Source organism: Mycobacterium sp., from assembly GCF_049683935.1.
Lineage (GTDB): Bacteria > Actinomycetota > Actinomycetes > Mycobacteriales > Mycobacteriaceae > Mycobacterium.
Map to the genome: position 1 here is coordinate 1 of NZ_JBAUJR010000292.1, position 21,688 is coordinate 21,688.

The 21,688-nt window shown below is 67.2% G+C and carries 22 protein-coding genes; 8 read left to right on the forward strand and 14 right to left on the reverse strand.

What is annotated here, in order from left to right; genetic code table 11:
- On the reverse strand, positions 1 to 801 hold an 801-nt coding region (locus WA965_RS17125), incomplete at its 3' end, for a beta-ketoacyl [acyl carrier protein] synthase domain-containing protein (RefSeq protein ID WP_526300410.1).
- A 73-nt stretch (positions 802 to 874) separates the two neighbouring features.
- The gene (locus tag WA965_RS17130) at positions 875 to 1,258 is read right to left on the reverse strand and encodes a nuclear transport factor 2 family protein (protein ID WP_526300408.1); all 384 of its coding nucleotides are present in this window, start codon (positions 1,256 to 1,258) and stop codon (positions 875 to 877) included.
- 47 nt (positions 1,259 to 1,305) lie between these two features.
- Here WA965_RS17130 and WA965_RS17135 point away from each other — a divergent pair, with 47 nt between their 5' ends.
- A complete protein-coding gene (locus WA965_RS17135; protein ID WP_526300406.1) occupies positions 1,306 to 2,166 on the forward strand; it encodes an LLM class F420-dependent oxidoreductase in 861 nt (286 codons plus the stop codon).
- Positions 2,167 to 2,172: 6 nt separating this feature from the next.
- On the opposite strand, the gene hemW is transcribed toward WA965_RS17135, so the two are convergent.
- Positions 2,173 to 3,345, reverse strand: coding sequence for a radical SAM family heme chaperone HemW (gene hemW, locus WA965_RS17140; protein WP_526447847.1), 1,173 nt, complete (start codon positions 3,343 to 3,345; stop codon positions 2,173 to 2,175).
- 336 nt (positions 3,346 to 3,681) lie between these two features.
- Between hemW and WA965_RS17145 the strand changes: the two genes are divergently transcribed.
- The 5 genes from WA965_RS17145 (at position 3,682) to WA965_RS17165 (ending at position 9,247) form a co-directional block, all read left to right on the forward strand.
- Entirely contained in the window at positions 3,682 to 5,376 is a 1,695-nt protein-coding gene (locus WA965_RS17145; RefSeq protein ID WP_526300418.1) for a nitrite/sulfite reductase, read from the forward strand.
- The gene (locus WA965_RS17150) at positions 5,373 to 6,080 is read left to right on the forward strand and encodes a phosphoadenylyl-sulfate reductase (protein WP_526300402.1); all 708 of its coding nucleotides are present in this window, start codon (positions 5,373 to 5,375) and stop codon (positions 6,078 to 6,080) included. Before WA965_RS17145 ends, WA965_RS17150 begins: the two co-directional genes overlap by 4 nt.
- The gene (locus tag WA965_RS17155; RefSeq protein WP_526447849.1) at positions 6,059 to 6,781 is read left to right on the forward strand and encodes a sirohydrochlorin chelatase; all 723 of its coding nucleotides are present in this window, start codon (positions 6,059 to 6,061) and stop codon (positions 6,779 to 6,781) included. Before WA965_RS17150 ends, WA965_RS17155 begins: the two co-directional genes overlap by 22 nt.
- A 107-nt stretch (positions 6,782 to 6,888) precedes the next feature.
- A complete protein-coding gene (locus WA965_RS17160; protein ID WP_526300400.1) occupies positions 6,889 to 8,256 on the forward strand; it encodes a CNNM domain-containing protein in 1,368 nt (455 codons plus the stop codon).
- Positions 8,249 to 9,247 (forward strand): CBS domain-containing protein, encoded by a 999-nt coding sequence (locus WA965_RS17165; RefSeq protein WP_526300398.1) that lies wholly within the window; start codon positions 8,249 to 8,251, stop codon positions 9,245 to 9,247. Before WA965_RS17160 ends, WA965_RS17165 begins: the two co-directional genes overlap by 8 nt.
- Positions 9,248 to 9,256: 9 nt before the next feature.
- On the opposite strand, the gene WA965_RS17170 is transcribed toward WA965_RS17165, so the two are convergent.
- From WA965_RS17170 to WA965_RS17190, 5 genes are all read right to left on the reverse strand, one after another.
- Complete coding sequence (locus WA965_RS17170; RefSeq protein ID WP_526300396.1) at positions 9,257 to 10,312, reverse strand: sulfate/molybdate ABC transporter ATP-binding protein; 1,056 nt, start codon at positions 10,310 to 10,312, stop codon at positions 9,257 to 9,259.
- Positions 10,313 to 10,330: 18 nt separating this feature from the next.
- The gene (cysW, locus tag WA965_RS17175; protein ID WP_526300394.1) at positions 10,331 to 11,149 is read right to left on the reverse strand and encodes a sulfate ABC transporter permease subunit CysW; all 819 of its coding nucleotides are present in this window, start codon (positions 11,147 to 11,149) and stop codon (positions 10,331 to 10,333) included.
- A 7-nt stretch (positions 11,150 to 11,156) separates the two neighbouring features.
- On the reverse strand, positions 11,157 to 12,017 hold the full coding sequence (gene cysT / locus WA965_RS17180) for a sulfate ABC transporter permease subunit CysT (RefSeq protein WP_526300392.1): 861 nt from the start codon (positions 12,015 to 12,017) through the stop codon (positions 11,157 to 11,159).
- Positions 12,014 to 13,036, reverse strand: a complete 1,023-nt coding sequence (locus WA965_RS17185) for a sulfate ABC transporter substrate-binding protein (protein ID WP_526300390.1) — start codon at positions 13,034 to 13,036, stop codon at positions 12,014 to 12,016. Before WA965_RS17185 ends, cysT begins: the two co-directional genes overlap by 4 nt.
- A 368-nt stretch (positions 13,037 to 13,404) precedes the next feature.
- Positions 13,405 to 13,617, reverse strand: a complete 213-nt coding sequence (locus WA965_RS17190; RefSeq protein WP_526300388.1) for a hypothetical protein — start codon at positions 13,615 to 13,617, stop codon at positions 13,405 to 13,407.
- A gap of 85 nt (positions 13,618 to 13,702) precedes the next feature.
- On the opposite strand from WA965_RS17190, the gene WA965_RS17195 reads away from it, so the two are divergent.
- The gene (locus tag WA965_RS17195; protein ID WP_526300386.1) at positions 13,703 to 15,706 is read left to right on the forward strand and encodes a glycoside hydrolase family 15 protein; all 2,004 of its coding nucleotides are present in this window, start codon (positions 13,703 to 13,705) and stop codon (positions 15,704 to 15,706) included.
- A gap of 6 nt (positions 15,707 to 15,712) precedes the next feature.
- Here WA965_RS17195 and WA965_RS17200 read toward each other — a convergent pair whose 3' ends face one another.
- The 4 genes from WA965_RS17200 to lepA form a co-directional block, all read right to left on the reverse strand.
- On the reverse strand, positions 15,713 to 16,432 hold the full coding sequence (locus WA965_RS17200; RefSeq protein WP_526300384.1) for a sensor domain-containing protein: 720 nt from the start codon (positions 16,430 to 16,432) through the stop codon (positions 15,713 to 15,715).
- Between the two features lie 38 nt (positions 16,433 to 16,470).
- Complete coding sequence (locus WA965_RS17205; protein ID WP_526300382.1) at positions 16,471 to 17,205, reverse strand: sensor domain-containing protein; 735 nt, start codon at positions 17,203 to 17,205, stop codon at positions 16,471 to 16,473.
- A gap of 19 nt (positions 17,206 to 17,224) precedes the next feature.
- Positions 17,225 to 17,911: a sensor domain-containing protein gene (locus WA965_RS17210; RefSeq protein ID WP_526300380.1), complete on the reverse strand. Its 687-nt coding sequence runs from the start codon at positions 17,909 to 17,911 to the stop codon at positions 17,225 to 17,227.
- A gap of 64 nt (positions 17,912 to 17,975) precedes the next feature.
- Positions 17,976 to 19,898 carry a translation elongation factor 4 gene (gene lepA, locus WA965_RS17215; RefSeq protein WP_526300378.1) on the reverse strand — a complete coding sequence of 641 codons (1,923 nt, stop codon included), beginning with the start codon at positions 19,896 to 19,898 and terminating at the stop codon, positions 17,976 to 17,978.
- A 22-nt stretch (positions 19,899 to 19,920) separates the two neighbouring features.
- Between lepA and WA965_RS17220 the strand changes: the two genes are divergently transcribed.
- Complete coding sequence (locus WA965_RS17220) at positions 19,921 to 20,544, forward strand: type II toxin-antitoxin system PemK/MazF family toxin (RefSeq protein WP_526300376.1); 624 nt, start codon at positions 19,921 to 19,923, stop codon at positions 20,542 to 20,544.
- A 9-nt stretch (positions 20,545 to 20,553) separates the two neighbouring features.
- Here WA965_RS17220 and WA965_RS17225 read toward each other — a convergent pair whose 3' ends face one another.
- A complete protein-coding gene (locus WA965_RS17225) occupies positions 20,554 to 21,165 on the reverse strand; it encodes a GNAT family N-acetyltransferase (protein ID WP_526300374.1) in 612 nt (203 codons plus the stop codon).
- A 4-nt stretch (positions 21,166 to 21,169) separates the two neighbouring features.
- Positions 21,170 to 21,598, reverse strand: coding sequence for a CBS domain-containing protein (locus WA965_RS17230; RefSeq protein WP_526300372.1), 429 nt, complete (start codon positions 21,596 to 21,598; stop codon positions 21,170 to 21,172).
- Between the last annotated feature and the right edge of the window lie 90 nt (positions 21,599 to 21,688).

Consider the following 21,688-nt stretch of genomic DNA (forward strand, 5'->3'; position numbering starts at 1 on the left):
GTCGCGTACCGCGTCGGCGAGGCGCTTGAGCACCACGACGCCGGCACCCTCTCCGCGTCCGTAGCCGTCCGCGGCGTCGTCGAAGGTCTTGCAGCGGCCGTCGGGAGCGGTCGCCCCTGCGACGTCGAGCACCCGGGTCAGGCCGGGGCCGATGAGCGCGCTGACGCCACCGGCGAGCACCAGCGACGATTCGCCGTCACGCAGCAACTGGCACCCCTGATGCACTGCGACCAGCGACGCGGCGCAGGCAGCGTCGAGGGCGACGCTCGGGCCACGCAGGTCGAGGAGGTGCGACACCCGGTTGGCCACCCCGCACAGCGAGGTGCCGATCCCGGTCCACGCCTCGATGCCGGCAAGATCCTCCATGAGGAGCTTTCCGTAGTCGTCGGAGTTGACGCCCATCAGCACCGCGGTGTCACTTCCGGCCAGCGACCGCGGCGTTATGCCCGCGTGCTCCAACGCCTCCCACGACACCTCGAGCGCAAGGCGTTGCTGGGGGTCCATCAGTTCGGCCTCGCGCGGGGACACCCCGAAGAACTCGGCGTCGAACCCGGGCAGGTCGTCGAGGAAGGTGCCCCACCGTGTCGTCGCCCGCAGCACCGCGGCGTTGCGCGGGTCCCGCTGCAGGTACGGCTGCCATCGTTCGGCGGGTACCTCGCGCACGGCGCTGCCACCGGCCAGCAGGAACGACCAGAACTCGTCCGGGGTGGTGATGTCTCCCGCGAGGCGGCAGCCGATGCCGACGACGGCGATCGGCTCGGGAGCGGTGTGGTTAGCCTTCCCTAAGCCCGTCCTCGGCATGCGGAACATCCTGGCACAACGCCTGCACGGACAGGGAGGTACCCGCCCGGTCACCCGGGAGGAGCGTTTTACGTCACAGTCGCGGTGGCGGCTGGGCGCCGGCGTCGCCGGGGTCGACCTCGACCGCGTAGGACGTGATGGTGCGGATCTTCTCGCCGTCGAATTCGTAGACGGCGCAGCTCGCGACGGCGGTGACCCCGTCCGGGCGGACGTATCGGACGACCGTGTCCACGGCGACGACGTCGTCACCGGCCGCGGTGACACACCGGTCGAACTCGATCGACGTGCCCTCGAGGCTCTCCAGCGTGTCCCGGCACGTCTGCCGAACGGCGTCGCTCCCCTCGAGAACCATGTAACCGACGATCGTCCACTTCACGTCGGTGGCGAGGTGCTCGAGTGCGTCGTCGAAGCGGTGTTCGGAGAACGCGCGGCCGACTGCGCCGGGATCGAATGCCATGCAGCGACCGTAGCGCCCGCGACCCCGCGCACTGTATGAGTGGAGGCATGAAGCTATCCGGTGTTGGTCTGTGGAGTTCGCAGTTGCGTTACGGAAACCCGACGGAGGCCGCCGAGGCCGCCGCCGAACTCGACGAACTCGGGTTCCCCGCGCTGTGGATTCCCGATGTCGGTGGCCCGGTTCTCGATTCGGTCGACAACCTGCTGTCGGCCACGAAGCGGACCGTGATCGCCACCGGGATCCTCAACCTCTGGATGCACGACCCGGTGGAGGTCGCCGACCGCTATGCCACGCTGACCGAGACCCACGGCGAACGTTTCCTGCTCGGTATCGGGGTGAGCCACGCGCCGCTGATCGACTCCAAGGAGCCCGGCCTCTACCGCAAACCGCTGGCCGCCACGAAGGCCTTCCTCGACGGCCTGGACAGCGCGTCGCAACCGGTGCCGGTCGCGAACCGGGTGCTGGCCGCCCTCGGACCGAAGATGCTGCAACTCTCGGCGACCCGCGCCGGCGGTGCGCATCCCTATCTGGTCACTCCCGAGCACACCCACACCGCCCGCGAGGTGCTCGGCGACGGCCCGATGCTGCTGCCCGAACAGACCGTGATGCTGACCGATGACCGCGACCAGGCGCGCGCCGTCGGAGCCGACTGGCTGCGGTCCTATCTCGCGCTGCCGAACTATGCCAACAACCTGCTGCGGTCCGGATTCACCGAGGACGACGTCGCCTCGGTCAGCGACCGGTTGTTCGACGCGATCATCGCCTGGGGTGATGAGGACGCCATCCTCGCCCGGGTCGCAGAACACCGGGCGGCGGGTGCCGACCACGTCTGCGTCCAGGTGATCACCGCAGATCCCACGGAGTTCCCGCGGGAGCAGTGGCGTCGCCTGGCGGCTGCGCTGAACTGAGGGCGCTCAGCCCAGCAGGGTGCGCACCACCGCGTCGGCGAGCAGCCTGCCGCGGTCGGTCAGCACCAGCCGCTCGCCCCGGACATACAGGAGTCCGTCGTCGATCGCGGCCGCGGCGCGATCGCGCTCCGGCGCGGACAGCACCGTCATCGGCAACCCGGAGCGCAGCCGCACCCGCAGCATCACGTCCTCGACGTGGGCGGTCTCGGCGTCGAGTTGCTCGAGATCGGCGACCGGTAGCGCGCCACCTGCGAGCGATTCGGCATAAGCGTTGGGGTGCTTGACATTCCACCACCGTGTCGAACCGATGTAGCCATGCGCGCCGGGGCCGGCGCCCCACCATTCGCCGCCGTCCCAGTAACCGACGTTGTGCCGGCACTGCCCGCCGGGGCGAGCCCAGTTCGACACCTCGTACCAGGAGAAGCCGGCGTCGGCGAGCCGGCGGTCCAGCAGTTCGTAGCGGCCCGCCAGCACGTCGTCGTCGGGAGCCGGCATCTCGCCGCGGCGTACTCGACGGGCCAACGCGGTGCCGTCCTCGACGATCAGCGCGTACGCCGAGACGTGGTCGACCCCGGCTTCGACCGCCGCATCTGCCGACCGCATCAGGTCGTCGTCGGTCTCCCCCGGCGTGCCGTAGATCAGATCGATGCTGACGTGCTCGAAGCCCTCGGCGGCCGCTTCGCGGGCGGCATCGAGTGCCCGGCCGGGCGAGTGCACCCGGTCCAGCGCCGCCAGGACGTGCGGCGCCGTCGACTGCATGCCCAACGACACCCGGGTGAAGCCGGACGCCCGCAAGCCGGCGAAGAACTCCGGCGAAGTCGATTCGGGGTTGGCCTCGGTGGTGACCTCGGCGCCGACCGCAAGGGTGAAGTGGTCACGGACGGCGTCGAGCACCGAGACGAGCCCGGCCGCGCCCAGCAGCGACGGCGTACCGCCGCCGACAAAAACGGTCTGCACCTGCGGTGCGACATCGAGGTGGGTGGCGGCAAGCCGGAGTTCGGTGCGCAATGCGGCCAGCCAGCCGTCGGGGTTCGCACCCCCCAGTTCGGCCGGGGTGTAGGTGTTGAAGTCGCAGTACCCGCACCGCGTCGCGCAGAACGGCACGTGGATGTAGATACCGAAAGGTCGGTCCTGCCGCGCGGTCAGCCCGGGCAGCGCCACCTTCGCCTGGACCGTCACCGCACCAGTGTCCCAGAGCAGGCAGTTGCGATGAGCGCCTGCGCGAAGAGCAGACAGTTTCGCTCACCGTGAGCCCATATTTCGCCCGGTTAGGGCCGGTGGCGGCATCCGTGGCACAATTGGACGCGTGATTGCTGCCCACAGGTTCCCTCGCCGGGTCTCGCTGGTGGTGCGCCGTCATGTCGACTACAAGCGCGTTTGTACCAGCTGTTGTCTGCCTTGACCTCGTAGCATCTGCCCACCTGAACTTCAGCTGGCCGCCGGATCTGCGCCGCCGGACAGCCACCGGTGACATCGCGCGATCTGCACGCCGGCTCCGACGAGGAGCACGACTCGATGACCACCACACCGGAATCCCCAGCCAAGCCCACAAAGCCCGCCAAGCGTCCCCGCGGCGAAGGCCAGTGGGCGCTGGGCTACCGCGAACCGCTCAACCCCAACGAACAGTCCAAGAAGGACGACAACCCGCTCAACGTGCGCGCCCGCATCGAGAACATCTACTCGAAGAACGGCTTCGAGAGCATCGACAAGGGCGACCTGCGTGGCCGGTTCCGCTGGTGGGGGCTCTACACCCAGCGCAAGCCCGGCTATGACGGCACGTGGACCGGCGATGAGAACACCGACATGCTCGAAGACGAGTTCTTCATGCTGCGGGTTCGCAGCGACGGCGGTGCCCTGACGACGGCAGCGCTGCGCACCCTCGGCGGCATCTCCACCGAGTTCGGCCGGGACACCGCCGACATCTCCGACCGCCAGAACATCCAGTACCACTGGATCCGGGTGGAGGACATGCCCGAGATCTGGCGCCGCCTCGACGAGGTCGGCCTGCAGACCACCGAGGCGTGCGGTGACTGCCCCCGGATCGTGCTGGGTTCGCCGGTGGCCGGTGAGTCCCTCGACGAGGTGATCGACGGCACGCCCGCGATCAACGAGATCGTCAAGCGCTACATCGGCAAACCCGAGTACTCGAACCTGCCGCGCAAGTTCAAGACCGCGATCTCGGGCCTTCAGGACGTCGTGCACGAGGTCAACGACGTCGCGTTCATCGGTGTCGAGCACCCCGAGCACGGCCCCGGCTTCGACTTGTGGGTGGGCGGCGGACTGTCCACCAACCCGATGATCGGTCAACGGGTCGGCGCGTGGGTGCCGCTCGACGAGGTGCCCGACGTGTGGGAAGGCGTGGTCAGCGTCTTCCGCGATTACGGCTACCGCCGTCTGCGGGCCAAGGCCCGGCTGAAGTTCCTGATCAAGGACTGGGGCGTAGAGAAATTCAGGGAAGTTCTCGAGACCGAGTACCTGAAGCGCCCGCTCATCGACGGACCCGCGCCCGACCCGGTGACCAGGCCGATCGACCACGTCGGCGTGCAGAAGCTGCGCAACGGGCTCAACGCGGTCGGCGTGGCTCCGATCGCCGGGCGGGTGTCCGGCACGATCCTGTCCAAGGTCGCCGACCTCGCCGAAGCGGCAGGCTCCAACCGGGTGCGGTTCACGCCCTATCAGAAGCTCATCGTGCTCGATGTCCCTGACGAGAAGCTCGACGAGTTGCGCGCAGGGTTGGATGCGCTGGGGCTGCCGTCGACCCCGTCGCACTGGCGGCGCAACCTGATGGCCTGCACCGGCATCGAGTTCTGCAAGCTGAGCTTCGCCGAAACGCGGAAGCGGTCACAGACGCTGGTCCCAGAGCTGGAGAAGCGGCTCGAAGACATCAACACCCAGCTCGACGTGCCGGTGACTGTGAACATCAACGGCTGCCCGAACTCGTGCGCTCGCATCCAGATCGCCGACATCGGCTTCAAGGGCCAGATGGTTGATGACGGAGACGGCGGCCAGGTCGAGGGTTTCCAGGTCCACCTGGGCGGCAGCCTCGGGCTGGACAGCGGTTTCGGCCGCAAGCTGCGCCAGCACAAAGTCCTCTCCAGCGAGCTCGGCGACTACATCGACAGAGTTGTTCGCAATTTCGTGAAACAACGGGAGCCGGGTGAGCGTTTCGCTACGTGGGCTCTACGAGCAGACGAGGCGGACTTGAGATGACGGATGTGATGGCAGACACTGATCTGCAGAAGCTGGCCGAGCGTGGCGCAGCAGAACTCGGCGAGCACGCCAGCGCCGAGGACCTGCTGCGCTGGACCGACGAGAACTTCGGTGGCAACTACATCGTGGCGTCCAACATGCAGGACGGGGTGCTGGTCGACCTGGCGGCCAAGGTCCGTCCCGGCGTGGACGTGCTGTTCCTCGACACCGGATACCACTTCGTGGAGACCATCGGCACCCGCGACGCCGTCGAGGCGGTGTACGACGTCAAGGTCGTCAACGTGCGGCCCGAGCTGAGTGTGGCCGAACAGGACGCCGCGCACGGCAAGGACCTGTTCGCCCGGGACGCGGCCGCGTGCTGCGGGATGCGCAAGGTCGAGCCGCTGGGCAAATCGCTGAAGAACTACTCGGCCTGGGTCACCGGCATCCGCCGGGTCGAAGCACCGACCCGCGCCAACGCACCATTGATCAGCTGGGACAAAGCTTTTGGCCTGGTCAAGATCAACCCGCTGGCGGCATGGAGCGACGACGACATGCAGGACTACATCGACAGCAACGGCATCCTCGTCAATCCGCTTGTGTACGAAGGGTATCCGTCGATCGGCTGCGCACCGTGCACCGCCAAGCCCATCGAGGGCGCCGACCCGCGCAGCGGTCGCTGGGCGGGCCAGACCAAGACGGAATGCGGACTGCACGCATCGTGACGCTTGTCCTCACAGCGCACGGCAGCGCCGACCCGCGGTCGGCGGCGACAGTGCGCTCGGTCGCCGACACGATCCGCCGACTGCGGCCGGGTCTCGATGTGCGAGTGGCGTTCTGCGAGCAGAACTCGCCGAATCTGCGTGACGTGCTCGCGACACTGCCACACGGCCGCGCGGTGGTCGTCCCGTTTCTCCTCGCCGACGCATATCACGCGAGGGTGGACATCCCCGCGATGATCGCCGACGCCGGGGCCGACGCGCGCCGCGCCGACGTGCTCGGCGAGGACGACCGGTTGATCCACGTGCTGCGTCAGCGCCTCGAGCAGTCCGGGGTCTCGCGGCTGGATCCGGGTGTCGGAGTTCTCGTCACCGCCGTCGGGTCCTCACAGCAGCAAGCCAACCAGCGGACCGCGACGGTGGCGCGCGAGTTGACGCAGATGACCCGCTGGACGGCCACCACCGCGTTCGCGACCGGGCCGCACCCGACACCGGCGGAGGCCGCCGACGTGCTGCGCGAGCGCGGCGCCACCCGACTGGTGATAGCCCCCTGGTTCCTGGCCCACGGCCGCATCACCGACCGCGTCGCGACGTTCGCCCTCGCACAGCACATCCCGATGTCGGCACCGCTGGGTGCGCACCGCCAGGTGGCCGAGACGGTCCTGGACCGCTTCGACACGGCCCTGGACGACCGCGCTGCGGCCTAGCCGATCACAGCACTCTCCCAGCCTCGGTACACTTTCAGTCGGCGGAGATCCCGCCGCTTCTCATTGAGCAAGGATTCGATGCCTCCCCTCTTACCCACGGCGGTCTCATGCTGACCGCCGCCCTCGGGATTCTTGTCGGATTCATTGTCGTCCTGGCGATCACCGCGCTGACCGGATACTTCGTCGCGCAGGAATTTGCGTACATGGCCGTGGACCGGTCCCGGCTGAAGGCACTTGCCGAGGCGGGTGACGCCCCGGCCGCCCGCGCCCTGACGGTCACCCGTCGCACGTCGTTCATGCTCTCGGGGGCGCAACTCGGCATCACGGTCACCGGCCTGCTGGTCGGTTACGTGGCCGAACCACTCATCGGGCAGGGACTGCAGGTGCTGCTCGGCGGCGCAGGCATTCCGACCGCGGTCGCGGTGGCGTTCGGTGGTGTGGCCGCGATCGTCGTGTCCACGATCGTGCAGATGCTCTTCGGTGAACTGTTCCCGAAGAACCTGGCGATCGCACGTCCCGAACCGCTGGCCCGCTGGCTGGCGTTCTCGACGACGCTCTACCTCAAACTGTTCGGCTGGCTGATCTGGCTTTTTGACCAGTCCTCCAACCTGCTGCTGCGCGTGTTGCGCATCGAACCCGTGCACGACGTCGAGCATTCCGCGACCCCTCGGGACCTCGAACACATCGTCGCGGCGTCCCGCGAGGCGGGCGACATCCCGCAGGAACTCTCGGCGCTGCTCGACCGGATCCTGGACTTCCCCACCAGTAACGCCGAGCACGCCATGATCCCGCGCTCCCGGGTCGATGTCCTCACCGCCGACGCGACCGTGGCCGACGTGCTGGACCGGATGGCTGTGGGCCACACCCGGTACCCGGTCACCGGCCCGGATCACGACGAGATCGTCGGTGTCATCCATCTGCACGACCTGTTGGGTTCGGTGCCGTCGACCGACACCGCCGCGACGCGCTGCCGTCCCGCGGTGGTCGTGCCGGAGACCCTGCCTCTTCCGAACGTCGTGAAGACCCTCGCGGACGCGGACGAGGAGATGGCGATCGTCATCGACGAGTACGGCGGCTTCGCCGGAATCGTGACGATCGAGGATCTGGCCGAGGAGGTCGTCGGTGAGATCGACGACGAGCACGACGCCGAGCACGAGGACGACGTGGTGCCCGACGGTGCGGGCTGGCTGCTCGCCGGTGACCTGCCCCTCGACGAGGCCGAACGCACTCTCGACCTGACCCTGCCGCCAGGTGACTACGAGACGGTGGCCGGAATGATCATCGCCCACGCCGTCGGCCTGCCCGAGGTCGGCGACACCGTGGAGATCGAACTCCCCTCCGACGTCGCCGACCTGGTCGCCGACGAACCTGCGCCGACACGCCGGTTGATCGTGCAGGTGCGCTCGGTCGAGCGCCGCGTCCCGGCATCGGTGTTCGTCACCGTCGAGGTCGAGGAGGGCAGCGACGATGAGTAGTCCCTGGATGATCGTGTCGATCACCACGGTGCTGATCGGCTCGAGCGCGTTCTTCGTCGCGGTCGAGTTCGCGTTGATCGCGGCGCGACGCAGCCGCCTGGAAGACGCAGCGGCCACCAGCGCTTCCGCGCGGGCTGCGTTGCGCAGCGCGAGCGAATTGTCGCTGCTGTTGGCCGGAGCTCAGCTGGGCATCACCGCGTGCACGCTGCTCCTCGGTGCGATCACCAAACCCGCGGTGCACTACGCCATCACCCCGTGGCTCGGGGGCCTGGGCGCCCCGTCCTGGGCGGCCGACGTCGGCGGCTTCATGCTCGCGCTGATGATCGTCACGTTCCTGCACCTGGTGATCGGTGAGATGGCGCCGAAGTCGTGGGCGATCGCCCACCCGGAAAAGTCGGCGACGATGCTGGCCCTGCCGATGCGGGCGTTCATGTTCGTCACCCGGCCACTGCTGCGCGCCCTCAACCACGCCGCGAACTGGTGTCTGCGCCGGGTGGGGGTGACTCCGGTGGACGAACTGGCCGACAGCCAGGACCCGGACACGCTGCGTCAGCTGGTGGAGCATTCGGCCACGGTCGGCACGCTCGACGAGCGCTACCACGCCAACCTGACCAGTGCGCTGGAACTCGAGGCGCTCACCGTCGGACAGCTCGCCCAGCGCGCCGCGGAGTACAGCTCCGTCGATGTGGAGGCGACACCGGCGGAGATCCGGGAGACCTCCGAGGCCACGGGCCACTTGCGGCTGCTGGTCCGCGACGGACAGGCCGACGTGGGTGTCGTCCATGTCCGGGACAGCCTCTCGGCGTCGGGCACGGCGCGCGACCTGATGCGCCCGGTGCTGACCCTGCCCGAGGACACCCCGGTGTACGAGGCGCTGCGGCTGATGCGGGAGACCCGCAACCACCTGATCGTGGTCGACGGACCGTCCGGTCGCGGGCTGCTGACGTTGACCGACCTGCTGCACCGGCTCCTGCCGGCGCCGGCCGCCTGACGCCGAACGTCAGGACAGTGCGGGCGCCTCCGCGGCGCTGTCGGATGCGCTATCCGTGGCGTCCTTCGGCAACGAGGGCACGCGGGTGGCCCGCACGTACACCGTGTCGCCTTCCTTCAGGCCGAGGGCCTCGGCGTCACCGCGGGTGATCTGTGCCGCGAACGGCGTCTGGGTCGCCGCGTTGATGAGTTCCACCCGAACCTCGAAGCCCAGCACCACGATTCGGTCGATCGTCGCCCTCGTCACGCCGGTGGCCTGAACAGAGGCGTCGCTGGAGGCGACGGCCATCTCGGGATTGCGACCCACCCGGATGTCGTGCGGGCGCACCAGCACCCCGTTGAGCGACGACACGTGCCCGAGGAACGACATGACAAACGCATTGGCCGGTGCGTCGTACACCTCGCTGGGCGAACCGACCTGCTCGATCCGTCCCTTGTTCAGAACGGCGATGCGGTCGGACACATCGAGCGCTTCGGACTGGTCGTGGGTGACCAGGACCGTCGTGACGTGAACCTCGTCGTGCAACCGGCGCAGCCACGCCCGCAGATCCTCACGGACCTTGGCATCCAGGGCACCAAAAGGCTCGTCGAGCAACAGGACTTCCGGGTCCACGGCGAGCGCCCGCGCCAGCGCCATCCGTTGCCGTTGCCCGCCGGAGAGTTGATTCGGATATCGGGTCTGAAAGCCCGCCAGCCCGACCACTTCCAGCAGGTCGTCGACCCTTCTCTTGATCTCCGGCTTCGGCTTCTTCCTGATCTTGAGGCCGAATGCGACATTGTCACGAACCGTGAGGTGCTTGAAAGCGGCGTAGTGCTGGAAGACGAACCCGATTCCGCGGCGCTGGGGCGGGATGTGAGTGACGTCGCGGCCGTTGATCACGACGGTTCCCGTGTCGGGGTTGTCGAGACCGGCGATCGCGCGGAGCAACGTCGACTTGCCCGAACCGCTGGGGCCCAGCAGCGACGTCAGCGAACCTTTCGGCACCGTGAAGTCGACGTTGTCCAGGGCCGCGAAATCGCCGAAATGCTTGTTGGCGCCCTTCACCTCGATCGCGTTCTCGGTCATGAAATCGCTTCTCCTTGGTCAGTCTTCGGTTCTGAGGCGCTTGCGTTGGGCGTCGAAGACGATCTGAGCAATCAGGACCGTGATCGCGACAGCCATCAGAACCGTCGACACCGTGTAGGCACCATAAACATCGCCGCGGGTGTAGCGGTCGTGCACCAGCAGAGTCATCGTCTGTGACTGTCCCGGCAGATTCGACGACACCACCAGGACCGCGCCGAACTCGCCGAGCGTCCGGGCGACGGTGAGCACCACGCCGTAGGTGAGGCCCCACCGGATGGACGGCAGCGTGATACGCCAGAACGTCTGCCACGCATTGGCACCCAGAGTGGACGACGCTTCCTCTTGGTCTGTGCCGATCTCGTGGAGCACCGGCTCGACTTCGCGGATCACAAAGGGCAGCGTGACGAAGATGCTGGCCAGAACGATGCCCGGGAACCCGAAGATGATTCTCAGGCCGAGATCGTTCTGGACGAACCCGAACAGACCTGCGGTGCCCCACAGCGCGATCAAGGCCACACCGACAACCACCGGCGACACCGCGAACGGAAGGTCGATCGCGGCCTGCAGGGCGTTCTTTCCGCGAAAGTTCCTGCGCGCCAGCACCAGAGCGGTGGAGACACCGAACACCACATTCAGTGGCACCACGATGGCCACCACCAGCAGCGACAGCTGCAAGGCGGACTGGGCGGCCGGGGTGGTGATCGACGCCCAGAACGCACCCAGCCCAGGCGCAAATGTCTGCCACAGGATCGCACCGAGCGGGATGATGAGCAGCGCAACGATGTACAACGACGCAACGACCCGCAGGATCAGCCGGGTCGGCAGGCTCAGGGTCATTGCGCGGTCATCGCGCTGCTGCCTCCCGTTTGGCGGCCCTGGCCCCGAAGTAGCGCAGCACGAACAGCACGACGAACGAGATCAAAAGCAACACAATGGAAATTGCCGCCGCACCGGCTGGGTCATCGTTCTCGATGAGAGTTCTGATCCACTGCGAGGAGACCTCGGTCTCGCCCGGGATTGCGCCGCCGATCAGCACGATCGATCCGAATTCTCCGATCGCCCGGGCGAACGCCAGGCCCGCACCCGACAGCAGTGCCGGCGCCAGTGCGGGCAGCACGACCTGGAGGAAAATCGTGAGGTTGTTGGCGCCCAGCGATGCCGCAGCCTCCTCCACGTCCCTGTCCAGTTCCAGCAGCACGGGTTGCACCGCCCGGACGACAAAGGGCAGCGTGACAAAAGCCAGCGCCACCCCGACACCCAACGCGGTGTACTGGATGCTGATGCCGACTGGACTCGACGGGCCGTAGAGAGCGAGCAGAACCAGGCTGGCGACGATCGTGGGCAGCGCGAACGGCAGATCGATGATGGCGTCCAGGACCCGCTTCAGGGGAAAGTCATCCCGCACCAGAACCCACGCGATGAGCAACCCGAACACCAGGTTCAGCACCGTGACGATGACGGAGATCGTCAACGTCACTCTGAAGGAGGCGATCGCCGACGGTGAGGTCACCGCAGTCAGGAACGCGTCCCAACCACCTCTGGCCGATATCCACACGATGGCGGCCAGCGGAAGCAGGACGATGATGGACAGCCACAGGACCGCGACACCCACCTGCACGTTCGCACCGCTGGGAGGCCGGGAACCCGGCGCGTCCGTCGGTCCGGGTCTACCGGCCTCGGGATCCGGTTCGATGACGGTGGTCATCCAGTGGCCTGCTTGTAGATCTTGGTGATGGTGCCGTTGTCCTTGTCGAACAGAGCGGTGTCCACTTCGGGCCAGCCGCCCAGATCGTCGATCGTCCAGAGCTTCTCCGGCGCGGGAAACTTGTCGGCGAACTCGGCGAGCACCGCGGGGTCGACCGGCCGGAAGTTGGCCTCCGCCCACAGCTTCTGCGCTTCGGGTGTGAACTGGAAGTTGACGAACTCGGTGGCCTTGTCCCGGTGCTGGCTGGTGTTCACCACCGCTGTCGGATTCTCGATCTTGAAGGTCTGCGGCGGGTTCACGTATTCCAGATCGAAGTTCAGCGCCTCGTTCTCGTAGGCCAGTAGGACGTCGCCGCTTCCCTGCCGGAACACGTCGGTGGCCTCCCGCCCGGAGCCTGGGCGAAGTCTCACGTGCTCGGTGACCAACCTGTTCACGAACTCGATGCCGGCTTCCGGATCCTGTCCCCCGTTGCTGGCGTATGCGTAGGGCGCCAACAGGTTCCACTTTGCCGCCCCCGAGCTCAGCGGGCTGGGTGTGATGACCTCGACCCCGGGCTTAAGCAGGTCGTCCCAGTCCCGGATGTTCTTCGGATTGCCCTCGCGCACCGCAAAACTCACGACCGATCCGAACGCAATTCCCTTGGTGGCTCCGGCGTTCCAGCCCTCGTCGACCTTGCCGGCCTCGACGAGCCGGGTGATGTCGGGTTCGACCGAGAAGTTCACGATGTCGGCAGGTTTCCCCGCCTCGACGCTTCGGGACTGGTCCCCCGAGGCTCCATACGATCCGGTGACCTCCACGCCGGCACCTTCTTCAGTGGCGGCGAACGCCGGACCCACCTTCGCCCAACCCGGCTCGGGCACCGCGAAGGCGACCAGTGTCAGCGTGGTCTCCGCATCCGACCCGCCGGTCTCGCCGACGACGTCGCTGGCGCCGCCGGAGCAGGCTGCGAGCAGCGTCGCGCTCAGGGCGATCGCACCGGCGGTGCGCCAGCGGGGTGCTGTCTTCAGAACGTTCTTCATAGCTGACCTTTCCGTACGGATTCTGGAGGATGGAACATCCGTTACGGAAGGGCGGGGCAACCGAAAAGCCCACTGGAGGCAACCAGACCACAGTGGCCCCCGACACCAGACCGCGAACGGATCAGGAGTCAGAGACAACAGCAGACGTGAACGACGGCAGCGACGACGCGAGAACCCACGGCAATGAGGGCCACGATGTGGCCGCTCTTGTTGCCGGTCGCCGTTTGCATGGCGGGAAGCGTAACAGAGTTGCTGAGGTCGGGCGGTGAGGGCGTGTCGGCCGTCTCAACGGGTGAACAACCACATGACGATGACAAGCACGATCAGGGCGACCAGCACCAACGTCACCCGCGAGCGCGGCAAACCGCTCATCCGTCGCCTCCTTCACCATCGCCGTCGCCGTGGGTGCGCCGGATTCGCTGCCGCAGCCGTATCCCGTTGCCCAGTGCGCCGTCGAGCAGCACCGCGGTTCCGTACGCCAGTGCGAGCACCACAGGCATCACCACCAGGGTCTGGACGACGAACGGCAGCCCGGTCAGCCAGAGCTCGACCCCGTCCCACCAATTGAGGAAGCTGCCCACCCGGCCAGACTAGGCGTCTGGCAACTGCTCGCCACAACGGGTGTTCCGGTAGACGACGAGGTGTCCGGCAGTTGATGATGGGCCAATGGTTCTGCAGCACACCGATGCCTCCGATGGTGCGTCTCTCGACAGCGAAACGACCTTCGCCGTGGTTTCACCCCCGCCGTCCTACTCGGGCGGGTCACTGCGCAACCCGTTCCCGCCGATCGCGGACTACGCCTTCCTGTCCGACTGCGAGACCACGTGCCTGATCTCCTCGGCCGGTTCGGTGGAATGGATGTGTGTGCCGCGACCCGACTCCCCCAGCGTGTTCGGGGCGATCCTGGACCGGGGTGCAGGCCACTTCCGGCTGGGTCCCTACGGGGTGTCGGTGCCCGCAGCGCGCCGCTACCTGCCGGGGAGCCTGATCCTGGAGACCACCTGGCAGACGCACACCGGCTGGCTGATCGTGCGGGACGCGCTGGTGATGGGCCCGTGGCATGACCTCGAAGCCAGGTCACGAACCCACCGCCGCACCCCGATGGACTGGGACGCCGAGCACATTCTGCTGCGCACCGTGAAATGCGTGAGCGGCACCGTCGAACTGGTGATGAACTGCGAGCCGTCGTTCGATTACCACCGCACCAGCGCCGGCTGGGAGTACTCCGCGCAGGCGTACGGCGAGGCGATCGCGCGGGCGAGCAAGAACCCGGATTCGCATCCGACCCTGCGGTTGACCACCAACCTGCGCATCGGGCTCGAGGGCCGCGAAGCGCGGGCGCGGACACGACTGAGCGAGGGCGACAACGTGTTCGTCGCCTTGAGCTGGTCCGGGCATCCCGCTCCGCAGACCTATGAAGAAGCCGCCGACAAGATGTGGAAGACCAGCGAGTCCTGGCGCCAGTGGATCAACGTCGGCGACTTCCCCGACCACCCGTGGCGGGCCTATCTGCAGCGCAGCGCGCTGACACTGAAGGGTCTGACCTACTCGCCGACGGGTGCGCTGCTGGCCGCGCCCACCACGTCGCTGCCGGAAACGCCTCAGGGTGAACGCAACTGGGACTACCGCTATGCCTGGGTGCGCGATTCCACCTTCGCGCTGTGGGGCCTCTACACCCTCGGCCTGGACCGCGAGGCCGACGACTTCTTCGCCTTCATCGCCGACGTCTCCGGGGCCAACAACGGCGAGCGGCATCCGCTGCAGGTGATGTACGGGGTCGGCGGCGAACGCAGCCTCGTCGAAGAGGAACTCGACCACCTCTCCGGCTACGACAACGCCCGCCCGGTGCGCATCGGCAACGGCGCCTACAACCAGATGCAGCACGACATCTGGGGCACCATGCTCGACTCGGTCTACCTGCACACCAAGTCTCGCGAACAGATCCCCGAAACACTGTGGCCGGTGCTCAAAGAACAGGTCGAGGAGGCGATCAAACACTGGCGCGAACCCGACCGAGGCATCTGGGAAGTCCGTGGCGAACCGCAGCACTTCACCTCCAGCAAGATCATGTGCTGGGTGGCGCTCGACCGAGGCGCCAAACTCGCCGAACTGGAAGGCGAGAAGTCCTACGCCCAGCAGTGGCGCCAGACCGCCGAGACGATCAAAGCCGACATCCTCGAACACGGAGTCGATTCCCGCGGGGTGCTCACCCAGCGTTACGGCGACGATGCACTGGACGCCTCGCTGCTGCTGGCGGTGCTCACCCGCTTCCTGCCATCCGACGACCCCCGAATCCGCGCCACTGTCCTCGCGATCGCGGACGAACTCACCGAGGAAGGCCTGGTGCTGCGATACCGCGTCGAGGAGACCGACGACGGCCTCGCCGGCGAGGAGGGAACCTTCACCATCTGCTCGTTCTGGCTGGTGTCGGCGTTGGTCGAGATCGGCGAGTTCCACCGCGCGAAGCACCTGTGTGAGCGGCTGCTGTCCTTCGCCAGCCCGCTGCACCTTTACGCCGAGGAGATCGAACCTCGCACCGGCCGGCATTTGGGCAACTTCCCGCAGGCCTTCACCCACCTGGCGCTGATCAACGCTGTCGTGCACGTCATCCGCGCCGAGGAGGAAGCCGATACCTCCGGCAACTTCCAGCCCGCCAACGCACCGATGTAGCGCCGGTCATCCCGCCGCGGCGTTGTCGACCATCGCGGTCGCGATCTCGGAGGCCTCGTCGGTGATGCTGTAGCCGCAGGCCCAGGCCTCCACCGTCACATTGGAGACCAGCGACAGCGCGTGCTGGCAGGCCCAACCGTCGGCGCCCTCCTGACTGGCCATCTGGGTGATCATGGAGTCGCCGACCTCGACGCCCTCGAGCGCCCAGAGGTAGTCGCCGTCACCCACTGCGATGGCGCTGTCGGCGCAGTCCTGCCACGTCGCCGTCGAGGTGTCGAAGAAATCCTGGGCATTGGACGCGGCCGGGTACAGCACCGCCGTCTGTTCGACCCAGTGATCGTTGTCCTCGCCGGGTTCCCGCGCCACCTGATCGCGCACCGCTGTCCAGTCCGTGCCTGCGTACACCGGTTCCTCGGCTCCGTAGACGGCGCCGAGACAGTCCGGGTCGGAGACATCCGCCGAATGGTCGGTCATCTCGTCGAGCTCACTGGTGACCTTCATCTGGGTCGAGCCGACGATGCCGTTGAGCTCGCCGATGGTGATCAGGACGTTGTCGAGGTCGGCCTCCTCGAGGGGCGGCACGTTCAGCGGACCTGATCCCTGGCCGCGAACCGCCGTGCCCTCCACCGTGGTGGCACATCCGGACAGCAGTCCGGCTGCCGCGATCAACGCGCCGATGGCGCGGCCCCACCGGATCGCGTGGATGGAGTTCGCGGCGCCGGTCACCAAGGCATTGTCTCTCACAGCTGCCGTTCAGGACACCGTCAGCGCTGCGCGGCGACCTTGTCGAGAATGAGCTCGGCGACGCCGGTGGCCGGGTTCGGGCCGCCTGCCGCGCGAGGATCGGTGACCTCGACATCCACGATGCAGTCACCCGCCACGCCGAGTGCGCGCGAGGCGCTCGCCGAACCGGCGGCTCCGGATGCGTGCAGCACCGTCGCGGAGACGATGCGCTCGCCGAAACCGACGTCGACGATCCTGCTCAGCCCCTCGGCGCCCTGACCGGGTTGCTGCAGCGCCAAGGTCTGGCCGTTGCAGCGCCGCCACTTGTCGGTGATGGCGGCGAAGAACTCCTGCGCGTGGGCGGCGCTCGCCATCTGCACCACCCCGAAGAAACCTGCGACCGGTGGGCCGTCGAAGCCACCGCCGGCCCAGGAGGTGCTGGCCACCGACTGCACCGGGCCGCTGTCGTAGACGATCTTCTCCAGCCGGTAGGCGGTGCTGACACAGTCGGCCGGGGTCGCCTCAGCCTCGCTGACACTGCGCAGCAACATGTCCTCGCCACCTTCGACCAGTTGCCCCATGAAGCCGTCTGGCCCGGTGCCGAGCGTTGTCGACAACTCCTGCGCGCTCGGCAGGAAGCCTCCGAGCGGAACCGCCGCAAGGGGTTTTGCAGCCTGCTCGATGCGGACGACGGGCCGATCGTCGGCCGGCGCCCCCGAGCAGCCGGCCAGCGCGAGACAGCCGGCCGCCAGGGACGCGACGAGCCTTGCCGCCATCGGCCCCTCCTGTTCGCTACTACTCGCCGACGTTGGCGACCATTCTGGTGACCATCTTGGTCGCATAGTCGCGCGACTGCACCCCACATACAAAAACTTCGACGATCACATTCTTGACGGCGGCCAGTGTGTGCTCGCACCCCGAGTCGCCGTCGACGATGGAGACTCGTTGACCGATCATCGGCCCGTCGCGGATGACGTCCTGAAGTGCCAGTTCAATCGAGTCCTCACCGGTGTCGTAAAACAGCGTCGTCGCGGTGCAGTCGCTCCACGTCTGCGCCGACCTGTCGAGGAAACCGGCGGCTGCCTCGACCGAAGGCATCGTCACGACGGCCTGCTCGATGAAGAATCCGAAGTCGTTGTCGGCTTCTTCGGCCAGTCGGGAGTGCACGCCGGTGTAGCGAGTCGACGCGTATACGGGTTCCTCGGCGCTGAACACCGCCCCGATACAGTCCGGTTCGGAGATGTCGGCGGAGTCGTCGGTCATCTCGTAGAGATCCTCGAAGACCTCGACCTCGGTGGTGCCCAGCACGTCGTTGAGTTCGGCTTCGTCGAGCAGGACGTCCTCGAGGTCCTCCTCGTGCAGCAGGGAGAACGGATCCGATTCGCCTCCGGCGCGCACCGCAGCGCCGTCCACGGTGCTGACACACCCGGACAGGGCGAGCGCCACGACCACAGTCGCGCTGAACTGCAATGTCGGCGCCATCGCGGTCACCACCCCGTCGTCAACGGCCCAGTCGACCCATTGTCGTCCCGCGACGACAGATGTGCTACTTCTTGCTCGCCTTGTCCGACGGTGCGTCGCTGGACAGCGCGGCGACAAAGGCCTCCTGCGGAACCTCGACCCGGCCGATGGTCTTCATCCGCTTCTTGCCCTCCTTCTGCTTCTCCAGCAGCTTGCGTTTGCGGGTGATGTCACCGCCGTAGCACTTGGAGAGCACGTCCTTGCGGATGGCCCGGATGTTCTCGCGCGCAATGATTCTCGATCCGACCGCCGCCTGGACCGGCACCTCGAACTGCTGTCGCGGGATGAGCTCTTTGAGCTTGGAGGTCATCTTGTTGCCGTAGGCCGCAGCGGAGTCCTTGTGCACGATGGCACTGAACGCGTCGACGGCCTCACCCTGCAGCAGGATATCGACCTTGACGAGGTCGGCTTCCTGTTCGCCCGCCTCTTCGTAGTCCAGGCTGGCGTAGCCGCGGGTCCGGGATTTCAGCGAGTCGAAGAAGTCGAAGATGATCTCGCCCAACGGCATCGTGTACCGCAGTTCGACACGCTCGGGTGACAGGTAGTCCATGCCGCCGAGTTCGCCGCGGCGGGACTGACACAGTTCCATGATGGTGCCGATGAACTCGCTGGGGGCGATGATCGTGGTCTTCACCACCGGCTCGTAGACGGACCGGACCTTGCCTTCCTGCCAGTCCGACGGATTGGTCACGACGATCTCGGTTCCGTCATCCTTCACCACCCGGTAGACCACGTTGGGCGCCGTCGAGATCAGGTCCAGGTCGAACTCGCGTTCCAGGCGCTCGCGGGTGATCTCCATGTGCAGCAGGCCGAGGAAGCCGCACCGGAACCCGAAGCCGAGCGCGACGGAGGTCTCCGGTTCCCACGTCAGCGCCGCGTCGTTGAGCTGCAGCCGTTCCAGTGCATCGCGCAGGTTCGGGTAGTCGGAGCCGTCGACCGGGTAGAGGCCCGAATAGACCATCGGCTTGGGTTCGCGGTAGCCGGTCAGCGCCTCGGTGGCTCCGTGCCGCGCCGTGGTGACGGTGTCGCCCACCTTCGACTGCCGGACGTCTTTCACCCCGGTGATCAGATAGCCCACCTCGCCGACCCCGAGGCCGGCGGTGGCCTTGGGTTCGGGCGAGACGATGCCGACTTCCAGCAGTTCGTGGGTGGTGCCGGTGGACATCATCTTGATCTTCTCGCGCGGGCTCAGCTTGCCGTCCACCACGCGGACGTAGGTCACCACGCCGCGGTAGATGTCGTAGACCGAGTCGAAGATCATCGCGCGTGCCGGCGCATCCGCGTCGCCGACCGGTGCCGGGATCAGCCGGACCACCTCGTCGAGCAACTCGGTGACGCCCTCGCCGGTCTTGCCGGACACCCTCAGGACGTCCGAGGGCTCGCAGCCGATGATGTGCGCGATCTCACCGGCGTAGCGGTCCGGATCGGCGGCGGGAAGGTCGATCTTGTTGAGCACCGGGATGATCGTCAGGTCGCGGTCGAGCGCCAGGTACAGGTTCGCCAGCGTCTGCGCCTCGATGCCCTGGGCGGCATCGACGAGCAGCACCGCGCCCTCGCACGCCTCCAGCGCGCGGGACACCTCGTAGGTGAAGTCGACGTGACCGGGGGTGTCGATCAGGTGCAGCACGAACTCTTCGCCGTTCACCTGCCACGGCAGCCGCACGTTCTGCGCCTTGATCGTGATGCCGCGCTCACGCTCGATGTCCATCCGGTCCAGGTACTGCGCCCGCATGTCCCGGTCGGCGACGACGCCGGTGATGCCCAGCATCCGGTCGGCGAGCGTCGACTTGCCGTGGTCGATGTGAGCGATGATGCAGAAGTTCCGAATCTGCGCCGGCGCAGTGAAGGTCTTGTCGGCGAAGCTGCTGATGGGAATCTCCTGGTGAACGGGGTACGTCGGCCTGTGCAGGCCCGTCCAGAGTATCGACAGCACGCCCTCGCGACACAATCGAGCATGCCGCCGAGCGCTTATGCTGGCGGATATGGCGCCACCGTCATCGAATTGGAAGACGTTCCAGCGCTTCTTGCTCAAGAGCACCGAGAACCTCGTCTTCAACGAGGCGCCCAAACTGGCTCGTCAGCTGCAGAGGTCGGACACGATCCAGCGCGGCATCCAGCAGGGCATCAAGATCGGCCTGGACACCCTCACCGGATCGTCCGAAAGCCCGACACCCGCGTTGCCCGCCGGCCGTCCGGTGTCGCGCAACTTCGTTCCCAGCGCACACCGTGCCCGCAAGGTGGTCTACGCGCCGGATCTGGACGGTCAGGCCGACCCGGGCGAGGTCGTGTGGACCTGGGTGGTCTACGAGGACGACCCGAGCCGGGGAAAGGACCGCCCGGTGCTGGTCGTCGGCCGGGACCGCAGCGTCCTGCTCGGCCTGATGCTCTCCAGCCAGGATCACCACCGCGACGACCCGAACTGGGTCAGCATCGGCAGCGGAAGCTGGGACTCGGAGGGTCGGGTCAGTTGGGTGCGGCTTGATCGGGTGCTCGACGTTCCCGAGGAAGGCATCCGGCGCGAGGGCGCGGTTCTGGAACGCCCGGTGTTCGACATCGTCGCCGCGCGACTGCGGGCCGAGTATTCCTGGTCCTGATCCGCTGCCTCAGCGCGGCTGACGCCACATCTGCCACATCGTGGGCCCGCCGTCGGGAAGGGTGAGCTCGCCGGTCACGTCGAAGCCCCACCGCATGTAGTACGGCACGTTGGATTCCTTGCTCGACTCCAGGTAGGCGGGGGCGCCCTCGGCGTCGCAGCGGTCCAGCCGCGACCGCATCAGCACCTGCCCGAAGCCGGCCCCGCGGACATCGGGATCACTACCGATCACGGCCAGATACCAGTGCGGCTCCTCGGGATGGTTGCGCTTCATCATCTCGCTCATGGCCTTACCCCGCCTGAAATGCCGCCCCATCGCCAGCAGGAAGCTCGGCATCATCCGCAATTCCTCACGCGGAGTCTGCTTCCAGCGGCCCGGCGGATCCCACAGCGCCGCAGCTCCCACCTGCCCGGCCCGGCTCGCCACGTCCACGGCGTCGCCGGCCAGGAAGTGGTGGCGCGTCATCGCCCCGAAGACCCGCGGCAGCGCTCTGGCCCGGCGTGCCTCGTCGGGCAGCATCCACTGCATCACCGGATCGTCGAAGAAGGCCCGGGCCAGCACCCGCGCCAGAGCCCGCACGTCGGATTTCTGTGCGACGCGGACGTCGATCGCCTGCGGCACCCGGTCAGCCCTGCGTGATGTAGGCCTGGAGCTGCTGCTGCTCGCGCTCGAGTTCCTCCATGCGGATCTTGACGACGTCACCGATGCTGACGATCCCCGCGAGCCGGCCGTCGACCACGACGGGAACGTGACGGACCCTGTTCGTGGTCATCAACACGCTGAGGTTGTCGACCGAGTCGTCCGGCGAGCACGTCGCCACCAGCGTCGTCATGATCTCCGACACCGGACGGTTGAGCAGCTCAGCACCGATCTCGTGCAGCATTCGCACCACATCCCGCTCGGACACGATGCCCAGCAATCCGTCCGGCGAGACCACCACCATCGCGCCGATGTTGCGCACGGACAGCTCGGTCAGCAGGCCGGCAACCGAAGTCTCCGGCGTGATCGTGGCCACCGTCGCACCCTTGTTGCGCAAGACGTCGGATATCCGCATCGCCCTCTCCGCCCATCGTGACTTCCCTCACACCCCAGGCTAGGCAATAAGACGGCCGGGTTCGGCGTTTTCGGCCCCCCGGACACCGAA